12 protein-coding genes are annotated in these 16,394 nt (G+C 46.1%); 5 read left to right on the forward strand and 7 right to left on the reverse strand.

The genetic code is table 11. From position 1 onward, the window contains the following. Positions 1-115 precede the first annotated feature (115 nt). Together QMA13_RS29450 and QMA13_RS29455 are read right to left on the reverse strand one after the other, a co-directional pair. Entirely contained in the window at positions 116-1,762 is a 1,647-nt protein-coding gene (locus QMA13_RS29450) for a type 2 periplasmic-binding domain-containing protein (RefSeq protein WP_282937209.1), read from the reverse strand. Positions 1,763-1,975: 213 nt separating this feature from the next. Continuing rightward, positions 1,976-4,354 carry a helix-turn-helix domain-containing protein gene (locus tag QMA13_RS29455; RefSeq protein ID WP_282937210.1) on the reverse strand — a complete coding sequence of 793 codons (2,379 nt, stop codon included), beginning with the start codon at positions 4,352-4,354 and terminating at the stop codon, positions 1,976-1,978. A gap of 553 nt (positions 4,355-4,907) precedes the next feature. On the opposite strand from QMA13_RS29455, the gene QMA13_RS29460 reads away from it, so the two are divergent. The 3 genes from QMA13_RS29460 to QMA13_RS29470 all read left to right on the forward strand — a co-directional run bounded on the left by QMA13_RS29460 (position 4,908) and on the right by QMA13_RS29470 (position 8,583). Beyond that, a complete protein-coding gene (locus tag QMA13_RS29460) occupies positions 4,908-5,999 on the forward strand; it encodes a sugar ABC transporter substrate-binding protein (RefSeq protein WP_282937211.1) in 1,092 nt (363 codons plus the stop codon). Between the two features lie 80 nt (positions 6,000-6,079). Continuing rightward, positions 6,080-7,597: a sugar ABC transporter ATP-binding protein gene (locus tag QMA13_RS29465; protein WP_282937212.1), complete on the forward strand. Its 1,518-nt coding sequence runs from the start codon at positions 6,080-6,082 to the stop codon at positions 7,595-7,597. Beyond that, complete coding sequence (locus tag QMA13_RS29470) at positions 7,594-8,583, forward strand: ABC transporter permease (RefSeq protein WP_282937213.1); 990 nt, start codon at positions 7,594-7,596, stop codon at positions 8,581-8,583. The genes QMA13_RS29465 and QMA13_RS29470 overlap by 4 nt, the downstream gene beginning before the upstream one ends. A gap of 75 nt (positions 8,584-8,658) precedes the next feature. On the opposite strand, the gene QMA13_RS29475 is transcribed toward QMA13_RS29470, so the two are convergent. Beyond that, entirely contained in the window at positions 8,659-10,035 is a 1,377-nt protein-coding gene (locus tag QMA13_RS29475; protein ID WP_282937214.1) for an ABC transporter substrate-binding protein, read from the reverse strand. Positions 10,036-10,306: 271 nt separating this feature from the next. Between QMA13_RS29475 and QMA13_RS29480 the strand changes: the two genes are divergently transcribed. Next, entirely contained in the window at positions 10,307-10,471 is a 165-nt protein-coding gene (locus tag QMA13_RS29480) for an aspartyl-phosphate phosphatase Spo0E family protein (RefSeq protein ID WP_282937215.1), read from the forward strand. 55 nt (positions 10,472-10,526) lie between these two features. On the opposite strand, the gene QMA13_RS29485 is transcribed toward QMA13_RS29480, so the two are convergent. Then, complete coding sequence (locus tag QMA13_RS29485) at positions 10,527-11,882, reverse strand: TrkH family potassium uptake protein (RefSeq protein ID WP_282937216.1); 1,356 nt, start codon at positions 11,880-11,882, stop codon at positions 10,527-10,529. 459 nt (positions 11,883-12,341) lie between these two features. Between QMA13_RS29485 and QMA13_RS29490 the strand changes: the two genes are divergently transcribed. Then, positions 12,342-13,334 carry a helveticin J family class III bacteriocin gene (locus QMA13_RS29490; protein WP_282937217.1) on the forward strand — a complete coding sequence of 331 codons (993 nt, stop codon included), beginning with the start codon at positions 12,342-12,344 and terminating at the stop codon, positions 13,332-13,334. A 249-nt stretch (positions 13,335-13,583) separates the two neighbouring features. Here QMA13_RS29490 and QMA13_RS29495 read toward each other — a convergent pair whose 3' ends face one another. From QMA13_RS29495 to phnX, 3 genes are all read right to left on the reverse strand, one after another. Beyond that, the gene (locus QMA13_RS29495) at positions 13,584-14,369 is read right to left on the reverse strand and encodes a DeoR/GlpR family DNA-binding transcription regulator (RefSeq protein ID WP_282937218.1); all 786 of its coding nucleotides are present in this window, start codon (positions 14,367-14,369) and stop codon (positions 13,584-13,586) included. Positions 14,370-14,472: 103 nt separating this feature from the next. Continuing rightward, the gene (phnW, locus tag QMA13_RS29500) at positions 14,473-15,582 is read right to left on the reverse strand and encodes a 2-aminoethylphosphonate--pyruvate transaminase (protein ID WP_282937219.1); all 1,110 of its coding nucleotides are present in this window, start codon (positions 15,580-15,582) and stop codon (positions 14,473-14,475) included. Next, positions 15,582-16,382, reverse strand: coding sequence for a phosphonoacetaldehyde hydrolase (gene phnX, locus QMA13_RS29505; protein ID WP_282937220.1), 801 nt, complete (start codon positions 16,380-16,382; stop codon positions 15,582-15,584). Before phnX ends, phnW begins: the two co-directional genes overlap by 1 nt. Positions 16,383-16,394: the final 12 nt, after the last annotated feature.

The following is a 16,394-nucleotide window of genomic DNA, read 5'->3' on the forward strand; positions in this document are numbered from 1 at the left end:
TCCTTCCTCAAAGTCCGTTACCCTCAAACTCTCTCTCATGACGGAGCGCACACCCGCTATATGGTTCGCGAGAAGGGAGGGACTACAATAGCCCCGCCCCACTGCTATATCCCATTTAGCGTTTGTTGTAGCGATCCAAGGCGGCTTTCTCGATTTCAATAGCGCGATCCAAATTCAATGTTTTGAGCTTCGCCATGTATTTATCGAAGTTTTCAAGCGGCTCAGAGCCAAGAATAATTTTGAGTGTCATTTCGTCAACCAATGTGTTGACGTCCGTCATGATTTTAGCCAGCTCGGTACTTTCCTGAGGGGTAGCCGTAATCGGAGGCAGCGCGTATTTGTCTACATCCGTTTTTTGCCAAATAGGGATAGCATCTTTTTGCTGCTGCATGGTTAAGTACTGCTCAATGTAGCGTTTATCTTGAACAAAAGGTCCGTTATAGTTACCGCGGATGTAAAGCGACATGGCTTGGGAAGGTGCCAGTTTATCCGGGTTTTTCATCAGCAGATCCGTATATTTCGGATAGCCGTTCTCCATCTTGTAGCTGACGCCTTCGGTACCGAAGTTAAAGAACATATGTCCTTCGTCACTGTAGCCATAGTCAAGCAGCTTGGCGGCGAGATCCGCGTTTTTGGAATTGGCTGTGATAGCAACCATTCCGCCTGGAGCGAAGGCAGGGTCTTTTTGACCGAAACGCGCCGTATCTCCTTTTTTCAATACAGGATAAGGAGCAGCAACCAGATTCGCTTTAGGGTCTTTGGCTGTTAGGATAGGCATCCATTTACCAATACCACCGCCAGTGTTGCCGATCGTTGCTCCGGTTGCATTGGATGCCAGGTTAGCATCTAACGTTTTGCTATCAACCGTCGCGATATTTTTATCGATTAGACCTTCTGCGTACCATTTGCGGAACGTGGCCAGGAACTCCTTGTACTCTGGCTGTGCAGGACCAAACTTGATTTGACCGTTATCCGAGTAGAACAGACGGTTGATGCCGAAAGCACCGATGAAGGCGCCGTTATAAATTTGCTCAAGCGGACGCGGAACGCTGAAGAAGGATAGTGGAGCCGCTGCTCCCTTTTTCTCCTTAAACGCTTTCAACACGGTATACCATTCGTCGATCGTCGTCGGTACAGGCAGTCCAAGCTCATCGAGCCAGTCTTTACGCACGATAGGTCCTTGGAACACTTTCAAGTACTCATCGCCGCGGATGAACGGAAAAGCAAAATAGTTGCCGTTATCCGTTTTGACCATTTTGTCGACATCCGGATGCTCCTTCAAATATTTCTTCAAGTTCGGAGCATTTTTATCGATCAAATCATTCAGTTTCAATATATATCCGTCTTTAATGGCCTTCTCCGGACCTCCCGGGAAATCCAGCCAGTTGTATTCAATCATATCCGGCAGCTCGCCTGACGCCAGGAGAACGTTCAAGCCCTCCTTCGCCTGATTGACAACAGGAGATGAAAATTTGAGTGGAACGCCGGTCTTTTTCTGCCATTCCTGGAAAAATGGCATATCCCCTAAAGCAGACTTGATCCCTACGGTATTGCCGTTAATTTCGGCCCAATAGGTTAATGTTTTATCCGTCTTAATTGGATAAGTGGTTGCTGTTGCTGCCGGAGCGGTGGTGCTGGTACTGCCTTGTGGTGCCTTGCTGTTATCTGCGGGTGCTGCAGATTGGTTGGAACAAGCTACGGCCAAGCTGCTCATCATGGTGGCGATCGTTACAATAGGGATGAGTTTACTTCTTTTTTTCATCGCTAGTGACCTCCCATTTTTCGATTAGGGTATATGTTGCAACTCCTAACCCGATCATAATGGTAACGCTTACAAATAGATATATGCAATTTTGCATTTTTCATCAGCAATAGTGACTCGGCGATCCTCAAAAAAGCCAAATCAATCATCAATTTATCCAAATAGCGACCTCTTGCGAACCATTTTGCCGCAAGGGTCGCTCCAAATCAGGCTTCATGCGCTCCAAGTTTCCTTAAATTTACCCGGAGTGATACCCTCGTATTTTTTAAAAGTGCGGATAAAAGCGTTCGGATCGTTAAAGCCGACGAGAGCCGCGACGTCGGTTATGCTTTTCTTTTGCTCCAGGATCATGGCTTTGGCTTTTTCAATACGAACCTTATTAATGCAATCCAGCAGACCTCCACCCGTCTGATCCTTGAACAGTTTGGAAACATATGCCGGCTTCATATCCATATGCTCGCCAATCATCGTGATGTTCAGGTTCACGTCGTGGTAATGCTCCTCAATAAAAGTGGCCACGTTATCGACCAGCCCCTTCAGGGCATCCTGGCGAACCTGCTGAATATTTTGCTGACGTTTGTCCGAGGTATACTTACAAACCTTCTCCAGCATGCCGATAAGCTCGACCTGCATTTCCTTCACCGTTTCACAGTGCAGCAGCCGTTCGATCGACAAAGGATTGTTTCTAAGAAACGGACCTTGGCCGTCCCCGATCTCTTGCGTCGTTTTGATCATCGTGCTGGCCAAATTGAACATCAGGCATTTGGCCAGAGGTATCGAGAGGGCAGGATTACGATTGAAATTCCGATCGATAATGTCGCTTAATGTCTGCTTAGCCCGATCCAGGTCGCCGATTTTCATCGCATTCATCCATTGCTGCTCTACCGATAACGGATAATAATAGCCCATATTATCATCCTGCTCCGTCTCTTTGCTAATCATAGGGTAAGCCAGAATGTCGCTGCTGCCCATTACCAGCTTATATTCCATTGCATCAAGCGCCTCGGAATAGGCTTGAGATATCCCTTCCAACGAAGCATGAACGCCACTGATCGATAAAGTCAGATGAATCTGATAGCGATCCAGTAAAAAAGCCTGTGCTTCACTTGCCATCTGGAGAAGTTGATCTAATCGGTCTTCCTCATTCTTAGAATTAAAATTGATCAAGCAAGCGAACGTCTCATCAATTTCCACTACATAGCCGCGATGCTCTCGGTTAGCCAGCTCTTCCACGACATTCGAAATAATGAACTGCAGGAGCATATGCTTATCTCCTGTCTCCATCCCTTGGATCCTTTCGAAGAACGGTCCTCTTTCTTTTACATAGAGCAGCATTACGGCGAAGCTGCCCGACAGCGGCTGCATGTGATAAGTAGTTAAAGCTTCGTCTATTGGAACTTGACTGTCCAGCTTGCCCTTGAGCAGCTTCACAATAAAATTCGATTTCAGCACTTGCCGCTGCTGCCTCATTTGTGCGGTGAACTTATCCATCTCTTTTAAAGTGCTTTGAATCGATTGCTCGATATAATGGAACTCATTGCCCCCTTCGCTCATGGAAACTCCGCTTTTCCCCGCGAAGGCTTGCATGAGCTGACGAACAGGAACATAATTTTTGCGCAAGAAGAAATAAGTCAGCATAATACCGCCCAACAAACTGATCAGGATGCTCATATAAGTCAGGTTGCGGACCTGCTCCGCCTTTTTCCAATACAGCTTGCTTGGAACTATCGAGATGTATTTCAACTCCGACCGGGCTGAGTGGATATAAAATCCCTCCATCTTCTCCCCGTCCTTATTATTGAAATAAAAAAGTCCCGAATTGGCTTCCAGCTGTGAGTATGGAAATGCATCAGGCAGTGTATCGTTCGTGCTAGACACTAGCACCTGATTATCCTTGTTGAGAATCAGAACCTGGCCTTCTCGGTAAAACTGCATGTTAGCAATGGCTCCCAAAATGCGAGCCTGGTCCAACAAAATGACGTTGGCTCCAATCGGCTGTTCTCCGGGGTCTGTCGCATAAGTGCTTACGTAGGCAACCGTTTTCCTCATTCTTCCGTCTTCCCCAAGCCAAGGCATAGGAATAAAGCCCTTATAATTTTTTTGCTGTAAAATCCGGGTCCACTGATCATACGTTAAGGGTCCGCCCTTATGCAGCAGCTCATAGCCTAGCCCCAAAGCTCTCGTAAACGTAGGCAGCAGTAGGATATCGTCGGCCGCATAATAAATATAGAAATAATCTATAGAGGGATACGATGATTTATACAGCTTCAAATCCTGCGTCACCTGAAACATGTCGTACCGCTGATCGTTCGGAAAACGATATTTGTTGGAGTACAGCAGATCCTGCACCTTCACATTCCAGGTCATTTCAAAGCTGAGCCGCTCCATCGACTGAAATTGGTTATCCATTATCTCTCGAACCTGCTTCAACAAGGCATCGTTCGCTTGGTGGATCTCGCTCTCTAATGTCTTGCTCGATGATTGATACACAATAATGCTAATAAGAACAGGCAGCAACAGCACCGCCATGTAAGACAGCAGCCACGTCAGCACAACACTACGGCGTCTGAACCGAATCGTTCTCCAAAACATCAACGGATCCCTCCCCTGAGAGATAAGCACTAAGACATTTCAGCCTTATAATGGATTCACTTGGGAAATTAAAAACATTAAACACTTGTTACGATAATTAGACTGCTTTGCAGCTTCTCATGCATATGAAACGGTAGATAATAGAGCCTATCTATTAACTCTATTCTAGTTGTTTTGTCACACGGTTGTCACTATATTGGAAAGCATTTTTTATGAGAAAAACGTTATCGACGTCCTTTCATAGATGTACGACCGCGTTTAGCGGAAGTTTTTATCGACAATAGGAAAGTTCTTCACTTCGATCATGCTTTAGTCAGCTTAAACTTTCCTATATGGCTAAAAATGGCATGAGGAATACGAATGAACCAATGCCCTCAAAAATTGGTTATTCTCATTCCCTAACAGCTGTGTTAACATATGGACTAGCTGAGTCGTTTTTTGTCGAATCACTGCAAAAATCATTGCTATTTTCATAGTGTAGTGATAGAATAAATTCACCAAGTAATCTTATTGGAATTATAAATATTTAATTTTTCGGGGGAGGCACTTTATCGTGAAGCACTTGAAACAAAGCATAGCTCTCGTACTCGTCCTGATTCTTGCAATCAGCTTGGCGGCGTGCGGGGCCAAACCAGAAGCAAAGCCGGCAGATAATGGTTCAGCAGCCAATGCAGGCGGAAGCTCGTTAGAGAACAAAAAAATCGCATTGATTATGCAGATCAATCTGGGTACATTCTCCGCGCAGTACATAGAAGGCGTGAAGGAACAAGCTGAAAAGCTCGGCGGCAAAGTTACTGTATTTACAGCCGACGGTGACTTGGCTAAAATGTCCTCGCATCTGGATGCTGCAATCAACCAAAAATTCGACGGTATTTTGATCGACCACGGAACAGCTGAAGCTTTGGATCAAGGCGTACAAAAGGCACTGGATAAAAAAATTCCAGTTATCGCATTTGATGCCGATATTAAAAAACCTGGCGTAACCGTACTTGAGCAAGGCGACCAAAAAATGGCCGAAGTGACATTAGACAAAATGAACAAAGACATCGGTGGCAAAGGTAACATCGTTAAAATTTGGGTAGCAGGCTTCGCTCCAATGGAACGCAGACAAGTCGCATACAAAGATTTCATGGATAAAAACAAAGATATTAAAGAAATCGCTGCGTTTGGTGCCGCTTCTCAAAACACAGCTTTGGATACACAATCTCAAATGGAAGCGATCTTGAAAAAGTACCCGAACAAAGGCGACATTACCGCTGTCTGGGCAGCATGGGATGAATTCGCTAAAGGTGCTTCTCGCGCAATTCAACAAGCAGGACGTACTGAAATTAAAGTGTACGGTATCGATATGAGCGATGAAGATTTGCAAATGATTCAAGATACAAAGAGCCCATGGATCGCTTCCGCAGCAGTTGATCCTAAAGATATCGGACGTATTCAAGTCCGTTACCTGTATCAAAAGCTGCATGGTGATCAAACACCGGATAAAATCGTACTGGATCCCGTATTCGTATCCCGTGATCAACTGCCAAGCACACAAATTTCCACAGCTCAGCTGAGCGAGCATGTCAAAGGCTGGGGCAACAGCCAACAAGGCTATACTGACTGGCTGAAGCAAGCTGAGAAACAGCCTGCGAAGAAATAATCCGGCAATGAACCATAGTCCTTTATCCCATCGGAATGTCCCGATGGGATTTTCCATTGAAATAAGGAGTGTGATGAACAATGTCCCAAGCTAACGCCTTACTGCAAATGAATCGGATATCCAAATCGTTTCCTGGTGTTAAGGCGCTGCAGCAGGTAGACTTTGAAGTGCGCGGCGGTGAGATTCACGCGCTGCTTGGAGCCAACGGAGCTGGCAAAAGCACACTGATTAAAGTGCTTGCCGGTGCTTACATCCCTGATGAAGGAGAAATCTCTATTGACGGGAAGACGCTTGTGATCCATGGTCCAATTGATGCTATGAGCAGCGGGATTCAATGCGTGTATCAAGAGGTAGACACTGCATTGGTGTCGAGATTGACGATAGCGGAGAACATTATGCTGGACCGTATTACACGGCGCAGCGGCAGCGGCTGGGTGAACTGGAACAGCCTGAATAAGGAAGCTGACCGTATCCTTCGCGAAATCGGTCTTTCCATCGATGTTCGGCGTCAAGTCGCAGAGCTCAGTATCGCACAGAAGCAGCTTGTGTTGATTGCTCGCGCATTGGCGCAGCAAGCTAAATTTATTATTTTCGATGAGCCCACGGCTCCTCTGAGCAATGAAGAGGCCGATCAATTGTTCCGTATTATGGAACGGTTAAAAGCTGAAGACGTTGGCTGCATCTTCATCTCACATCGACTCAATGAAGTGTTTCGTATTAGTGACCGAGTGACGGTTATGCGAGACGGTAAACGGATTAGCACTCAACCTGCGGCAGATACGAATGCACAGGCTGTCATCGAGCAGATGCTCGGAAGAACTTTTGAGGAAGAGTTCCCCAAAGTGCAGGTGACGATCGGGGAGCCGCTGCTTGAAGCCAAGAACATTACGTTCTCGACCAAGGTTCGCGATGTGAGCTTAACGGTGCACCGTGGTGAGATCGTCGGAGTCGTAGGCTTGGTCGGAGCCGGCAAGACCGAGCTGTCCCGCGTATTATTCGGTGCCGATCCAATGGATCGTGGCGAAATACGTATACAAGGCAAGCAGGTAAGGCTAGCTAGCCCTACCGCCGCTGTGCGGGAAGGCATTGCCCTCATTCCTGAGGAACGGCGTAAGCAGGGCATTCTGGTGGAGCAGACCGTGAAGCATAACTTGTCTCTGCCGCTGCTGAAGCTGTTCAGCAGCTTCGGCTTCGTCCAACGTTCCAAAGAAGCATCCAATGCTGCAGAAATGATAAAGCAGTTAGGCATTCAGCCGCCGAATATGGAGCAAACGGTTCAATATTTAAGCGGCGGCAACCAGCAGAAGGTCGCTGTCGGCAAATGGCTTCCGACCAATGCTCAGGTTTATCTGTTCGACGAACCGACCAAAGGGGTCGATGTCGGCGCCAAGAGCGATATATTCCGTCTTATCGGACGCCTTGCTCAGGAAGGCAAGGGCATTCTTTACTTGTCGTGTGAAATCTCCGAAATATTAGGCATCGCCGACCGGATTCTTGTCATGAGCTACGGGCAGATTGTCAAGGAATTGCGGCGCGATGAAGCTACACAGGAGCAAATTTTGTATTATGCCAGTGCAGGGGAGGCTGTGGTACAGTGAAAGACAAGCTGCTCGATTATTCATACAAATATGGGGCTTTAATCATTATTGCGGCGGTTATCGTCGTGTTCTCTATCGTTAACGAAAACTTCTTATCTTACGATAATATGGCCGATATTCTCAGATCGATCTCTATCGTTACTTTCGTCGCTATTGGAGTGACGTTCTCACAGATCGTCGATGGTTTCGATCTGTCCGTCGGCTCAACCGTTTCTCTAACGACCGTTGTTGTCGCATCGATGATGGTATGGTATCAGCTTCCGCTTATCGTCGTATTAACGGTACCTCTGTTGATCGGCGCCGTCATCGGGTTATTGAACGCTTTGCTGATCGTCAAGGTGCGAATACCGGATTTGCTCGCTACGCTAGCTGTCATGTACATCATTGGCGGCGTGCATAAGACATACACGAAAGGCTTCTCCATCTATAACAACATGCAGATGCAGGATGGTACGAAAGCCCCCGGCAAGTTCACGGAATCCTTCCTTTGGATCGGACAAGGCAAGCTGTTCGGACTTCCGGTACCAGTGCTGCTAATGATCATCGCTGTTATTGTCGTTCATGTCTTCTTGACTTACACCCGCTGGGGTCGTCAGTTGTATGTAACAGGAGGCAATAAAGAGGCTGCACGCCTCTCTGGTATATCGGTTAGCCGTGTCCGGACGTTGGCCTACGTGCTCTCAGGCATCTTCGCAGCTATCGGCGGTATCTTGTTCGCCGCACGCGTCGGCTCAGGACAGATTGATGCTGGAGCTCCGCTTCTGATGGAATCGGTAGCGGCTGTCTTTGTCGGCTTCTCCGTGTTCGGAGCCGGCAAGCCTAACGTCATAGGTACCTTCTTCGGTGCCGTGCTGATCGGGGTACTGTTGAATGGTCTTACCATGCTCAACCTGCCCTACTATGCTTTTGATATTATCAAAGGCACGGTGCTCGTACTGGCGCTTGCCATTACGTTCATTCATTTGACCCGCAGACGTACATCTTAAAAGCTTGGATTATCAGCATCACGTATAAGTCAAAAAAGAGCGCTGCTTCCCTAAGGGGTTGTAGCGCTCTTTTCGTTATTTCTTTTCACTTCCTGCAGGAGGATTGTTCTTCTTCTCCTCGACCAGCTTCTGTACGGCTTCTTCCGTCTGACGAAGGACCGTATTGATATCGACACTGTCTAAGGTATAGGAGTTAAAGGCCGTTTCCAGTGCCACCTTCAGCTTGTTCGGATCTGCCCCGATAAGCCCGTCGGCACGCTTAGGAGGTGTAGGAGCAGGCTTGTGATAGAACAAAGCCTTGACATTCTTCCCTTTCAGTTCTGGAACGTCCTGACCAAGAGTCTTGAACGCGTCGTTCGTGTTCTTGAGCGACGGTACGGTCGCCAGCTGCTTCGCATCGAGCGCCTGTACTTCATCCGATAATAAGTACGAGATCACAGCAAACGAAATTTCCTTATGCTTATTCGTCTTCGTAATAAACCAGTAAGCAGAGTTAATTTGCGTACCTACCCCTGGTGCTTCCTTAAACGTTGGAATCGATACCATATCCCAATTCACTTCAGGCGGAATACCCGCATATTGTCCGAATTGGTTGACCATCATAGCCACGTTCATATTTTTGTTGAACGCTCCCGCTTCCTCGGTTTGGCTTCTTTTCTTAGGATCCCGGTTGTTGTTCGGAATTTCATAAAAGCGTCCCAGATTTTCAAGCAATCGCCTCCATTTTTCCGTGTCACCCAACTTATCTGCCTTTGGATCCAAGTAAGGAACGGATAATTGGTTATCGCGAAGTACGGCGCCAATAAACGAACTAAAGCCTCTATATACGACGCCTCCGTCAACACGAGTCATTTTCTTGGCCACTTCGTATACTTCGTCCCACGTCATGCCGTCCGTCGGATAAGGAACTCCGAACTTATCGAATAATCCCTTGTTATAGAACATCAGCTGCATCCCGCCGTAGGGCATGGGAAGCCCATAGATGTCTCCGTTAGGATTCGTATTGCGCATTTGATCAATCAGCGTAGTTTCAAAACGGTTAAGATCATAGTTATTGCTCTTGATTAGCTCTCGCATATCGTAAGCTAAACCCGGGTTAATCAGGAATGAATCGATGTTGGATGTGTTCCCAATCATAATATCCGGATATACGCCGGAGGTGATCAATTCATTGATGCCGACTCCTTGCTCCCGAGGAAGAAATTTCACCGTTACATTAGTGAATTTCTCACGAATTTTATTTCCATATTTTTTGTCAAACGCATCTTGGTCATCACCAAAATCCGATTTAAAAATTAACGTAACCGGCTCATTAAGATCAACTTTTACTTTGGCATCCGACTTAACATCTTCGGCTTTGCTGCCTCCGCAGCCGGAAAGTACTGTCGTCAAAATCGCTGCTACCAGCAGAACAGAGCCTGACTTTTTGAATGCGGACTTACCTTTTGCCACACCAAATCCCCCTTTATCTTATCCATTTTCAGGAATATAAGCTCCATTATATTAAGGAATGGCTGGGTCGAACATAACGGAAACTAATCTATTTTTATCGGATATTCACCAAATGTGAATTTTTAAGTAAAATGTAATCGTAAAAATGCCGATATCCTACTTATGGTAATAATTCCAATTAGGTTATCTCCTTGGATACCTGATTTCCCATTGCATAGTTAACATGATAAAATGGATGTAAGATTTTTGAAGGTTAGGGGATTTATTGATCATGGACTTAGCAGAACAAGTGGAGATACTTAGGGCGAGGCTTGTAGAGCTCGTAAACGTAAAAAACAATTTTTGCGATCAAGAAGTGATTGCCCTTAGTCAGGAACTGGACGTTCTATTGCTCCTGCTGCAGTTCAAATCTAAGCAAGTAGATTGCGGGACATGAGAAAAAGGAAGGACTAGGCCCTTCCCGTTCATCATACCCTATTAAATTCACATCTTTATCCGATAATAAGCCTCTCTTCCGGATAATGCACATCCGCTTTGGCTTTGGTCGGAGTGAATGTCGTCAGGAACAATGTCATCCCAATTCTTCCTATATACATCAAAATAATCAGTGTCAGCTTGCTCACCGCGGAAAGATCGCTTGTAATGCCTGTCGAAAGACCGCAGGTTCCAAAGGCAGAGCAAATCTCGAAGATGACGGAAACCAGATTGACTTTATGCGATTCCGATATAAGGATGACGAAGGTCCCCGTTATAACAAGCAGTACACCTGTCATAAAGTAAACGAAGCTTCTAGTAATATCGTCACGACGTACGGAACGCCCAAATACCCGTATTTCCTCTTCTCCCCGCATGAAGGTAATAATCATCAGTACGATAATAGCCACCGTCGTCGTTCGCACACCTCCACCCATACTCGATGGGCTGGCGCCGATAAACATCATAATCGACACGAGCAGTTGACTGGCATCGGTCATATCCGCCGGATTCATGGTGGCAAGCCCTGCACTGCGAGCCGTTACCGAAGTGAATAACGAATGCAGCACCATCTCATACCAAGGCATCCCTGCAAAATAATTCGAGCCCTCCGTCACACATACACCCGCTGCACCTAACAGCAGCAAGATAGCATAGGTTGTTGTCGTAACCTTGGTGTACAAAGTAAAACGGAACTTCTTATGTCCTCCGAACAAATACTCCTTGACCTCTGCAAGCACTGGAAAACCAATGGCCCCCAGCACAATGAGCATCATGGTGAGCGTCTGAACGAACACATCACTAGAATAATCAAGCAGTGAATTGCCGAACAAGTCAAATCCCGCGTTCGTATAGGATGAAACAGAATGAAATAACCCGTGATACATAGCCGTAGATATCGAATTATAATAGCCCATAAAATAAAAGTAGCACCCGAACAGGACGGTTCCTACGCCTTCAAATAATAACGTCATTCCGATAATCAGCTTCATAAGCTGGACCATGCCGGATAAATGATACCGGTTCTGATCAATCATCATCAGCTTACGCTGAGATAGCCCTATCGGTTTACCAAACAAAATCCAATAAAAGCTGCCCATCGCCATAACTCCGATACCGCCTAATTGAAAGGCGATCATCAGCACAACCGTTCCAAAATGGCTGAATGTATCTGCTGTACTGACTGTTGTTAGCCCTGTCACGCTTACCGCACTCGCCGCGATGAATAAGGAGTCCATAAAGGTAATAGTGACTCCAGGCTTCAGACTAACAGGTAAAATAAGCAGGATGGTTACGATAAAAATAACGATGAAATAAGCGACGACGATGGAATGCACCGCCGATCTCGGTCTTTGCGATTTCTTTTGCAGCATATTCCCTCACTCAATATTCAATGATTTTACATAATCATAAGGAAAAGTTCGGCATGAATCAAGTTTTTCAGACGATTTTTGCGGGACGACCGAGAATCTATTTAAGAAGCTTTATACTTCATATTGACCATTAGGTGATGAAAATTTGCTTTTTAGGATAACGTTGCCGATACGGCGGTGCTACCAAGTATCTCTTGACCTTCTGGAAACAAACTGCTAGCATGAATATGTAGTAACTTTGAGAACGCTTAACCATGATATGAATACCAATGTGACGGTTGGAGTCCATGAGAAAACCCGAACAATTTGATTCGCTCGCCTGCGAGCCTGTCTTATTGTTCGGGTTTTATTTTTATGGTCCGTGTCGATAAGGAGGTGGTGTCGCTCGCGGCTTACGGCCAAGTAGCATGGAGCATTGGATCAAGAGGAAATGGATTGTACAACAAAGGAGGTATTAATATGTTTCAAGTTCAAACATTGAGCCTTATTCAAAGGCAATTAAAACTACTCACAACTGTTGTTCTCTCCATTCTTATTTCGGGAATGTCTGTTTTCCCCGTATTTGCGGAATCTCCTCAGAAAACTGTAAACGCTTCGGCAACACTCGCATACAATCTCAAAGAACTTAATCACAACTTGGCTGTTCAGAAAGCTTATATCGCTTCAACATATCTTTACGTTACACAGCGGTCTGGTGGAACATGTTATCTTTCAAGATTGCTCATAAACGGAAGTGACGCTACGTACGTTGATGAAATGACCATCACAAACGCCGGTCATTGCCAAACCCTAGACATGTACACTTATAATGGTATAAATTACTTTTATTTTAGTTCAAAAGCAGATCCATCAACATCGTATAACTGGTCGCTTCAGGTAGCAAGACTTCAATACTCACCCGGCGTGACATACGATTATACAGATCTTCATCGGTTCACCTATATGAATTACGCTAATAAGACGGGTGCAAGATTAGGCGAGACCTACCGTGTTGATGCCGGCGGCAACAGTACCTATACTATTTTCCGTGTACAAACGGTAGAAGGAACCGTAACCTGGTCCATTTATGACACGGTAGCATTGAATCAGCTTCTTGACAGCAATGAACAGGTTCGAATGGATAGTGCGGCAGCGATAAGCGCCTCCGTTGCCAGCTTTACGCAGTCTGGCAGTGCTATAGTCAGACCGAACGGATCTTTCCAGGGTACTGATATGCTCGATAAAACGGAAATATATACGTCAGGCGGTGCGGAAGGTGATACTCCGCAGATTGCTATGATGTCAAATACAGGAGCATACAAAACTCTTGTGAATATTACCAATGTGGGTACCCATGAAATCGAAGGAGTTCAGACAAAAAACAGTAACGTTTATTTTACTATAGTTACAGACCCAGTTAACAAAAAAAATACACAGAAAATTTATTACGTGCCTGATAGCATATTTCAATAACCACCAAACGGGTCAGCCCCGAAAACCGTACCAAAAACCATTCGATGCATTATGAAAAACAACCTAAAGAATTGTATATTCCATAGAAAGTTATTAAGCAAGATATAGAGCCCGGCGTTTGCGTAACGAGGCTGCGGGTTCATACCCGCAGCCTCGTCTAGTTGCTATTCTATTCAAAGTGAAATTTGACGATGATTTTAAACTAAAGTGTTTGGTCAGTTGAATGAACCAAGTTTAAGCAGTGACCGATTATTGCGCATGGATCCAGGCAACATCTTTTTCCGACAAATACGTCTCCCACTCGTTGGGGGCCTTTACATCGCTAATAATAATATCGATTTCCTTCATATCGGCCAGCTTATAGAACCTCACGTTGCCGAACTTCGAGTGATCCGTCAGCACAATGCTCTGCTTGGAGTGCTCGATTAGCTTCTTCGCAAGCCGTCCCCGTTCCTCGTCAAAGCTCGTAATCCCCTTGCCCATCATGATTCCATCGATTGTAATGAACGCTTTATCCGCATAGAAGGATTCTACGATCTTTTCGGCTGTCGTCCCTGTAGTTCTGAACTGCATGGAATCTACCTTTCCACCGATGAAATAAATGCTTCCAGCATATAAATCCTTGTTCTTATATTCAATGAGCAGCGTAAGAGCTGCAATGGAATTCGTCAATACGGTGATATTCTTTTTATTTTGCAGGTAAGGGATCATTTGCAGCGTCGTCGAGCCGTCATCAATGAAAATAACGTCGTTATCCTCGATCAGCATAGCTGCCGCACGTCCGATCAGCCTTTTTTCCTCGGCACGAGTCACTTCCCGTTTGATGTGGGAGGCTTCCTCCCGATGCAAATTATATTTAACCGCTCCGCCATAAACCCGCTTCAGCTTATTCTCTTCCTCAAGCTCTTCCAAGTATCTGCGGATCGTCTCTGAAGAAACCTTCAGCTTATCTACCAGCTCTCCGGTTTTGACCTTTCCTTCGAGATTTAACAAATTAAGAATAAAGTCTTTCCGTTCCTCTCCGACTAATGACACTTGAGAAAACCTCCAACTATAAAGTAATCAGCTTAAGAGCCATTATACCATTTGGCTGTCCTATTTAAGAGCCATTAAATATGTTTTTATTCCAAAGATATTTTTAAGACCAGAACCGGTTTCTCTCCACCGCTTCAACCAACCGCTCAATATCATTGGCATGAACATCACCGATATTTCCTATACGGAACGTTTGCGCGGACGTGATCTTACCGGGATAGAGGACGAATCCTTCCTCTTTCATTCGCTTGTAGAAGGTTTCAAATGAAAAATGCTCGCTCTTTGGGTAATAGAAGCTGGTAATAATAGGTGATTGATATTCGGCCGGAAGCAGCGCACTGAAACCAAGACGCTCCATCCCCTTTACCAGCAGTCTGTGATTGTTCTCGTAGCGCTGCTGCCGCTTGACGATACCGCCCTCTTCAGCAAGCTCCTTCATCGCTTGATAAAAAGCATGCACAACATGCGTCGGGGATGTGAACCGCCATTTGCCGTTCTGGCGCTCCATCGTATCCCATTGGTCGAACAAATCCAAAGCGAGCGATCTTGCGCGGCCGCGGCACAGCTCCAACTCTTCCCGCTTAGCTATAACAAATCCGAAACCAGGCACACCTTGGATGCACTTGTTGCTGCTGCTGATGAGAAAGTCGATTTGCAGCTCCGCTACGTCAAGCTCTATACCTCCGAAAGTACTCATCGCGTCGACGATGAACGTCTTGCTGTATTGCTTAGCAATAACACCGATTTCGCGAATCGGGTTCAACATTCCCGTCGTCGTCTCTCCATGAACAACGGCAACATGAGTAATCGCGGCGTCTTGCTGCAGCAGCGTCTCTAGACGAGCTGCATCCGCCCGTTCGGTTTCACCGAAATCAAGCACTGCCGTATCGATGTTCAGCACATCCACCATTTGAGCAATGCGCGCCCCGTATGCTCCATTCACCAATACAGCCAGCTTGCCGTTCGATGGAATGACGGACCCGATAACCGACTCAACGCAGAAGCTTCCGCTTCCCTGCATCAGCACGGAGGTGTACTTTTCCGTTTGCGGAGTAGATAACTGAACCAGCTCGGAACGAATCTCCTGCACGAGTCCGTTATATTCTTTATCCCAGGTGCACCAGTCGATCAGCATGGCCGCTTTGACACTGTCTGTCGTCGTTAGGGGCCCAGGTGTTAAAAGCAAGTATGGATTTTTCGTCGCTGTTGTCATTATGGTCTGTCTCCTTTGGCAAGTCGGTCATTAATGAGTTCTATGACGGAATCCAATTCTCCGATCGAATCTATAACATAATGGGCTCCTGCCTGCATGTAGCGATCCTTAATATCAGCAAGCTTAGCTTCAAGGACTGCGCTGTCAGCGGATTGAACCTCGTCTTCGGTCATACCAAGCTCATTGCTGCCCTTCAATATGCCGATGCTCCATGCTCCTGCATTCACACCCTCAAGAACATCGCTTATCGTATCTCCTACTTTGATGATGCTCTTCATCGGATACAGATTCAAACGGATGGCATTCTCATAGCACATCCATGGGTAGGGACGTCCTGCAGGCATTTCGTCTGGAGTAACGAGGCAATCCGGCGAATAGCCGTTTTTCTTCGCTTCGTCCGCTACAACCATCATCATTTCCGTTGTATAGCCTGTCGTCGATCCGATCTTGATGCCTTGACTGCGCAAACGCTCTACCAGCTCAACCGCACCTGGAATCGGTACCGCATAGGTTCTGAGCACCGAAAAAAGCGATCGCTCAAAATCCGCATACATCTCATCGAAATCAGCGTCAGTAATTGACTTGCCGTATTTTGCAATCCACTGGCTGGATACGCCGTCCATCTCCCCGATAGCCTGAATGTGATCCCGCTTCAGCATCCCCATAGGCTTTCTCGCTTCTTCCGCCGTAACGGTAATGCCTTTGTTCGCATAAGCTTCGATAAATGCCGCCAGTGGAGCAAAACATCCGTAATCGATCGTCGTACCTGCCCAATCTAAAATAACGCCTTGAATTTTCATTTCAATCTCTCC

The sequence above is a fragment of the Paenibacillus sp. RC67 genome, assembly GCF_030020805.1.
GTDB lineage: Bacteria > Bacillota > Bacilli > Paenibacillales > NBRC-103111 > Paenibacillus_S.

Excerpts from the sequence above, each read along its gene's own strand:
- QMA13_RS29485 (WP_282937216.1), bottom strand. The coding sequence starts at position 11,882 with ATGCTGCAAAAGAAATCGCAAAGACCGAGATCGGCGGTGCATTCCATC.
- QMA13_RS29490 (WP_282937217.1), top strand. The coding sequence starts at position 12,342 with ATGTTTCAAGTTCAAACATTGAGCCTTATTCAAAGGCAATTAAAACTA.
- QMA13_RS29455 (WP_282937210.1), bottom strand. The coding sequence starts at position 4,354 with ATGTTTTGGAGAACGATTCGGTTCAGACGCCGTAGTGTTGTGCTGACG.
- phnW (WP_282937219.1), bottom strand. The coding sequence starts at position 15,582 with ATGACAACAGCGACGAAAAATCCATACTTGCTTTTAACACCTGGGCCC.
- QMA13_RS29450 (WP_282937209.1), bottom strand. The coding sequence starts at position 1,762 with ATGAAAAAAAGAAGTAAACTCATCCCTATTGTAACGATCGCCACCATG.
- QMA13_RS29480 (WP_282937215.1), top strand. The coding sequence starts at position 10,307 with ATGGACTTAGCAGAACAAGTGGAGATACTTAGGGCGAGGCTTGTAGAG.
- QMA13_RS29465 (WP_282937212.1), top strand. The coding sequence starts at position 6,080 with ATGTCCCAAGCTAACGCCTTACTGCAAATGAATCGGATATCCAAATCG.
- phnX (WP_282937220.1), bottom strand. The coding sequence starts at position 16,382 with ATGAAAATTCAAGGCGTTATTTTAGATTGGGCAGGTACGACGATCGAT.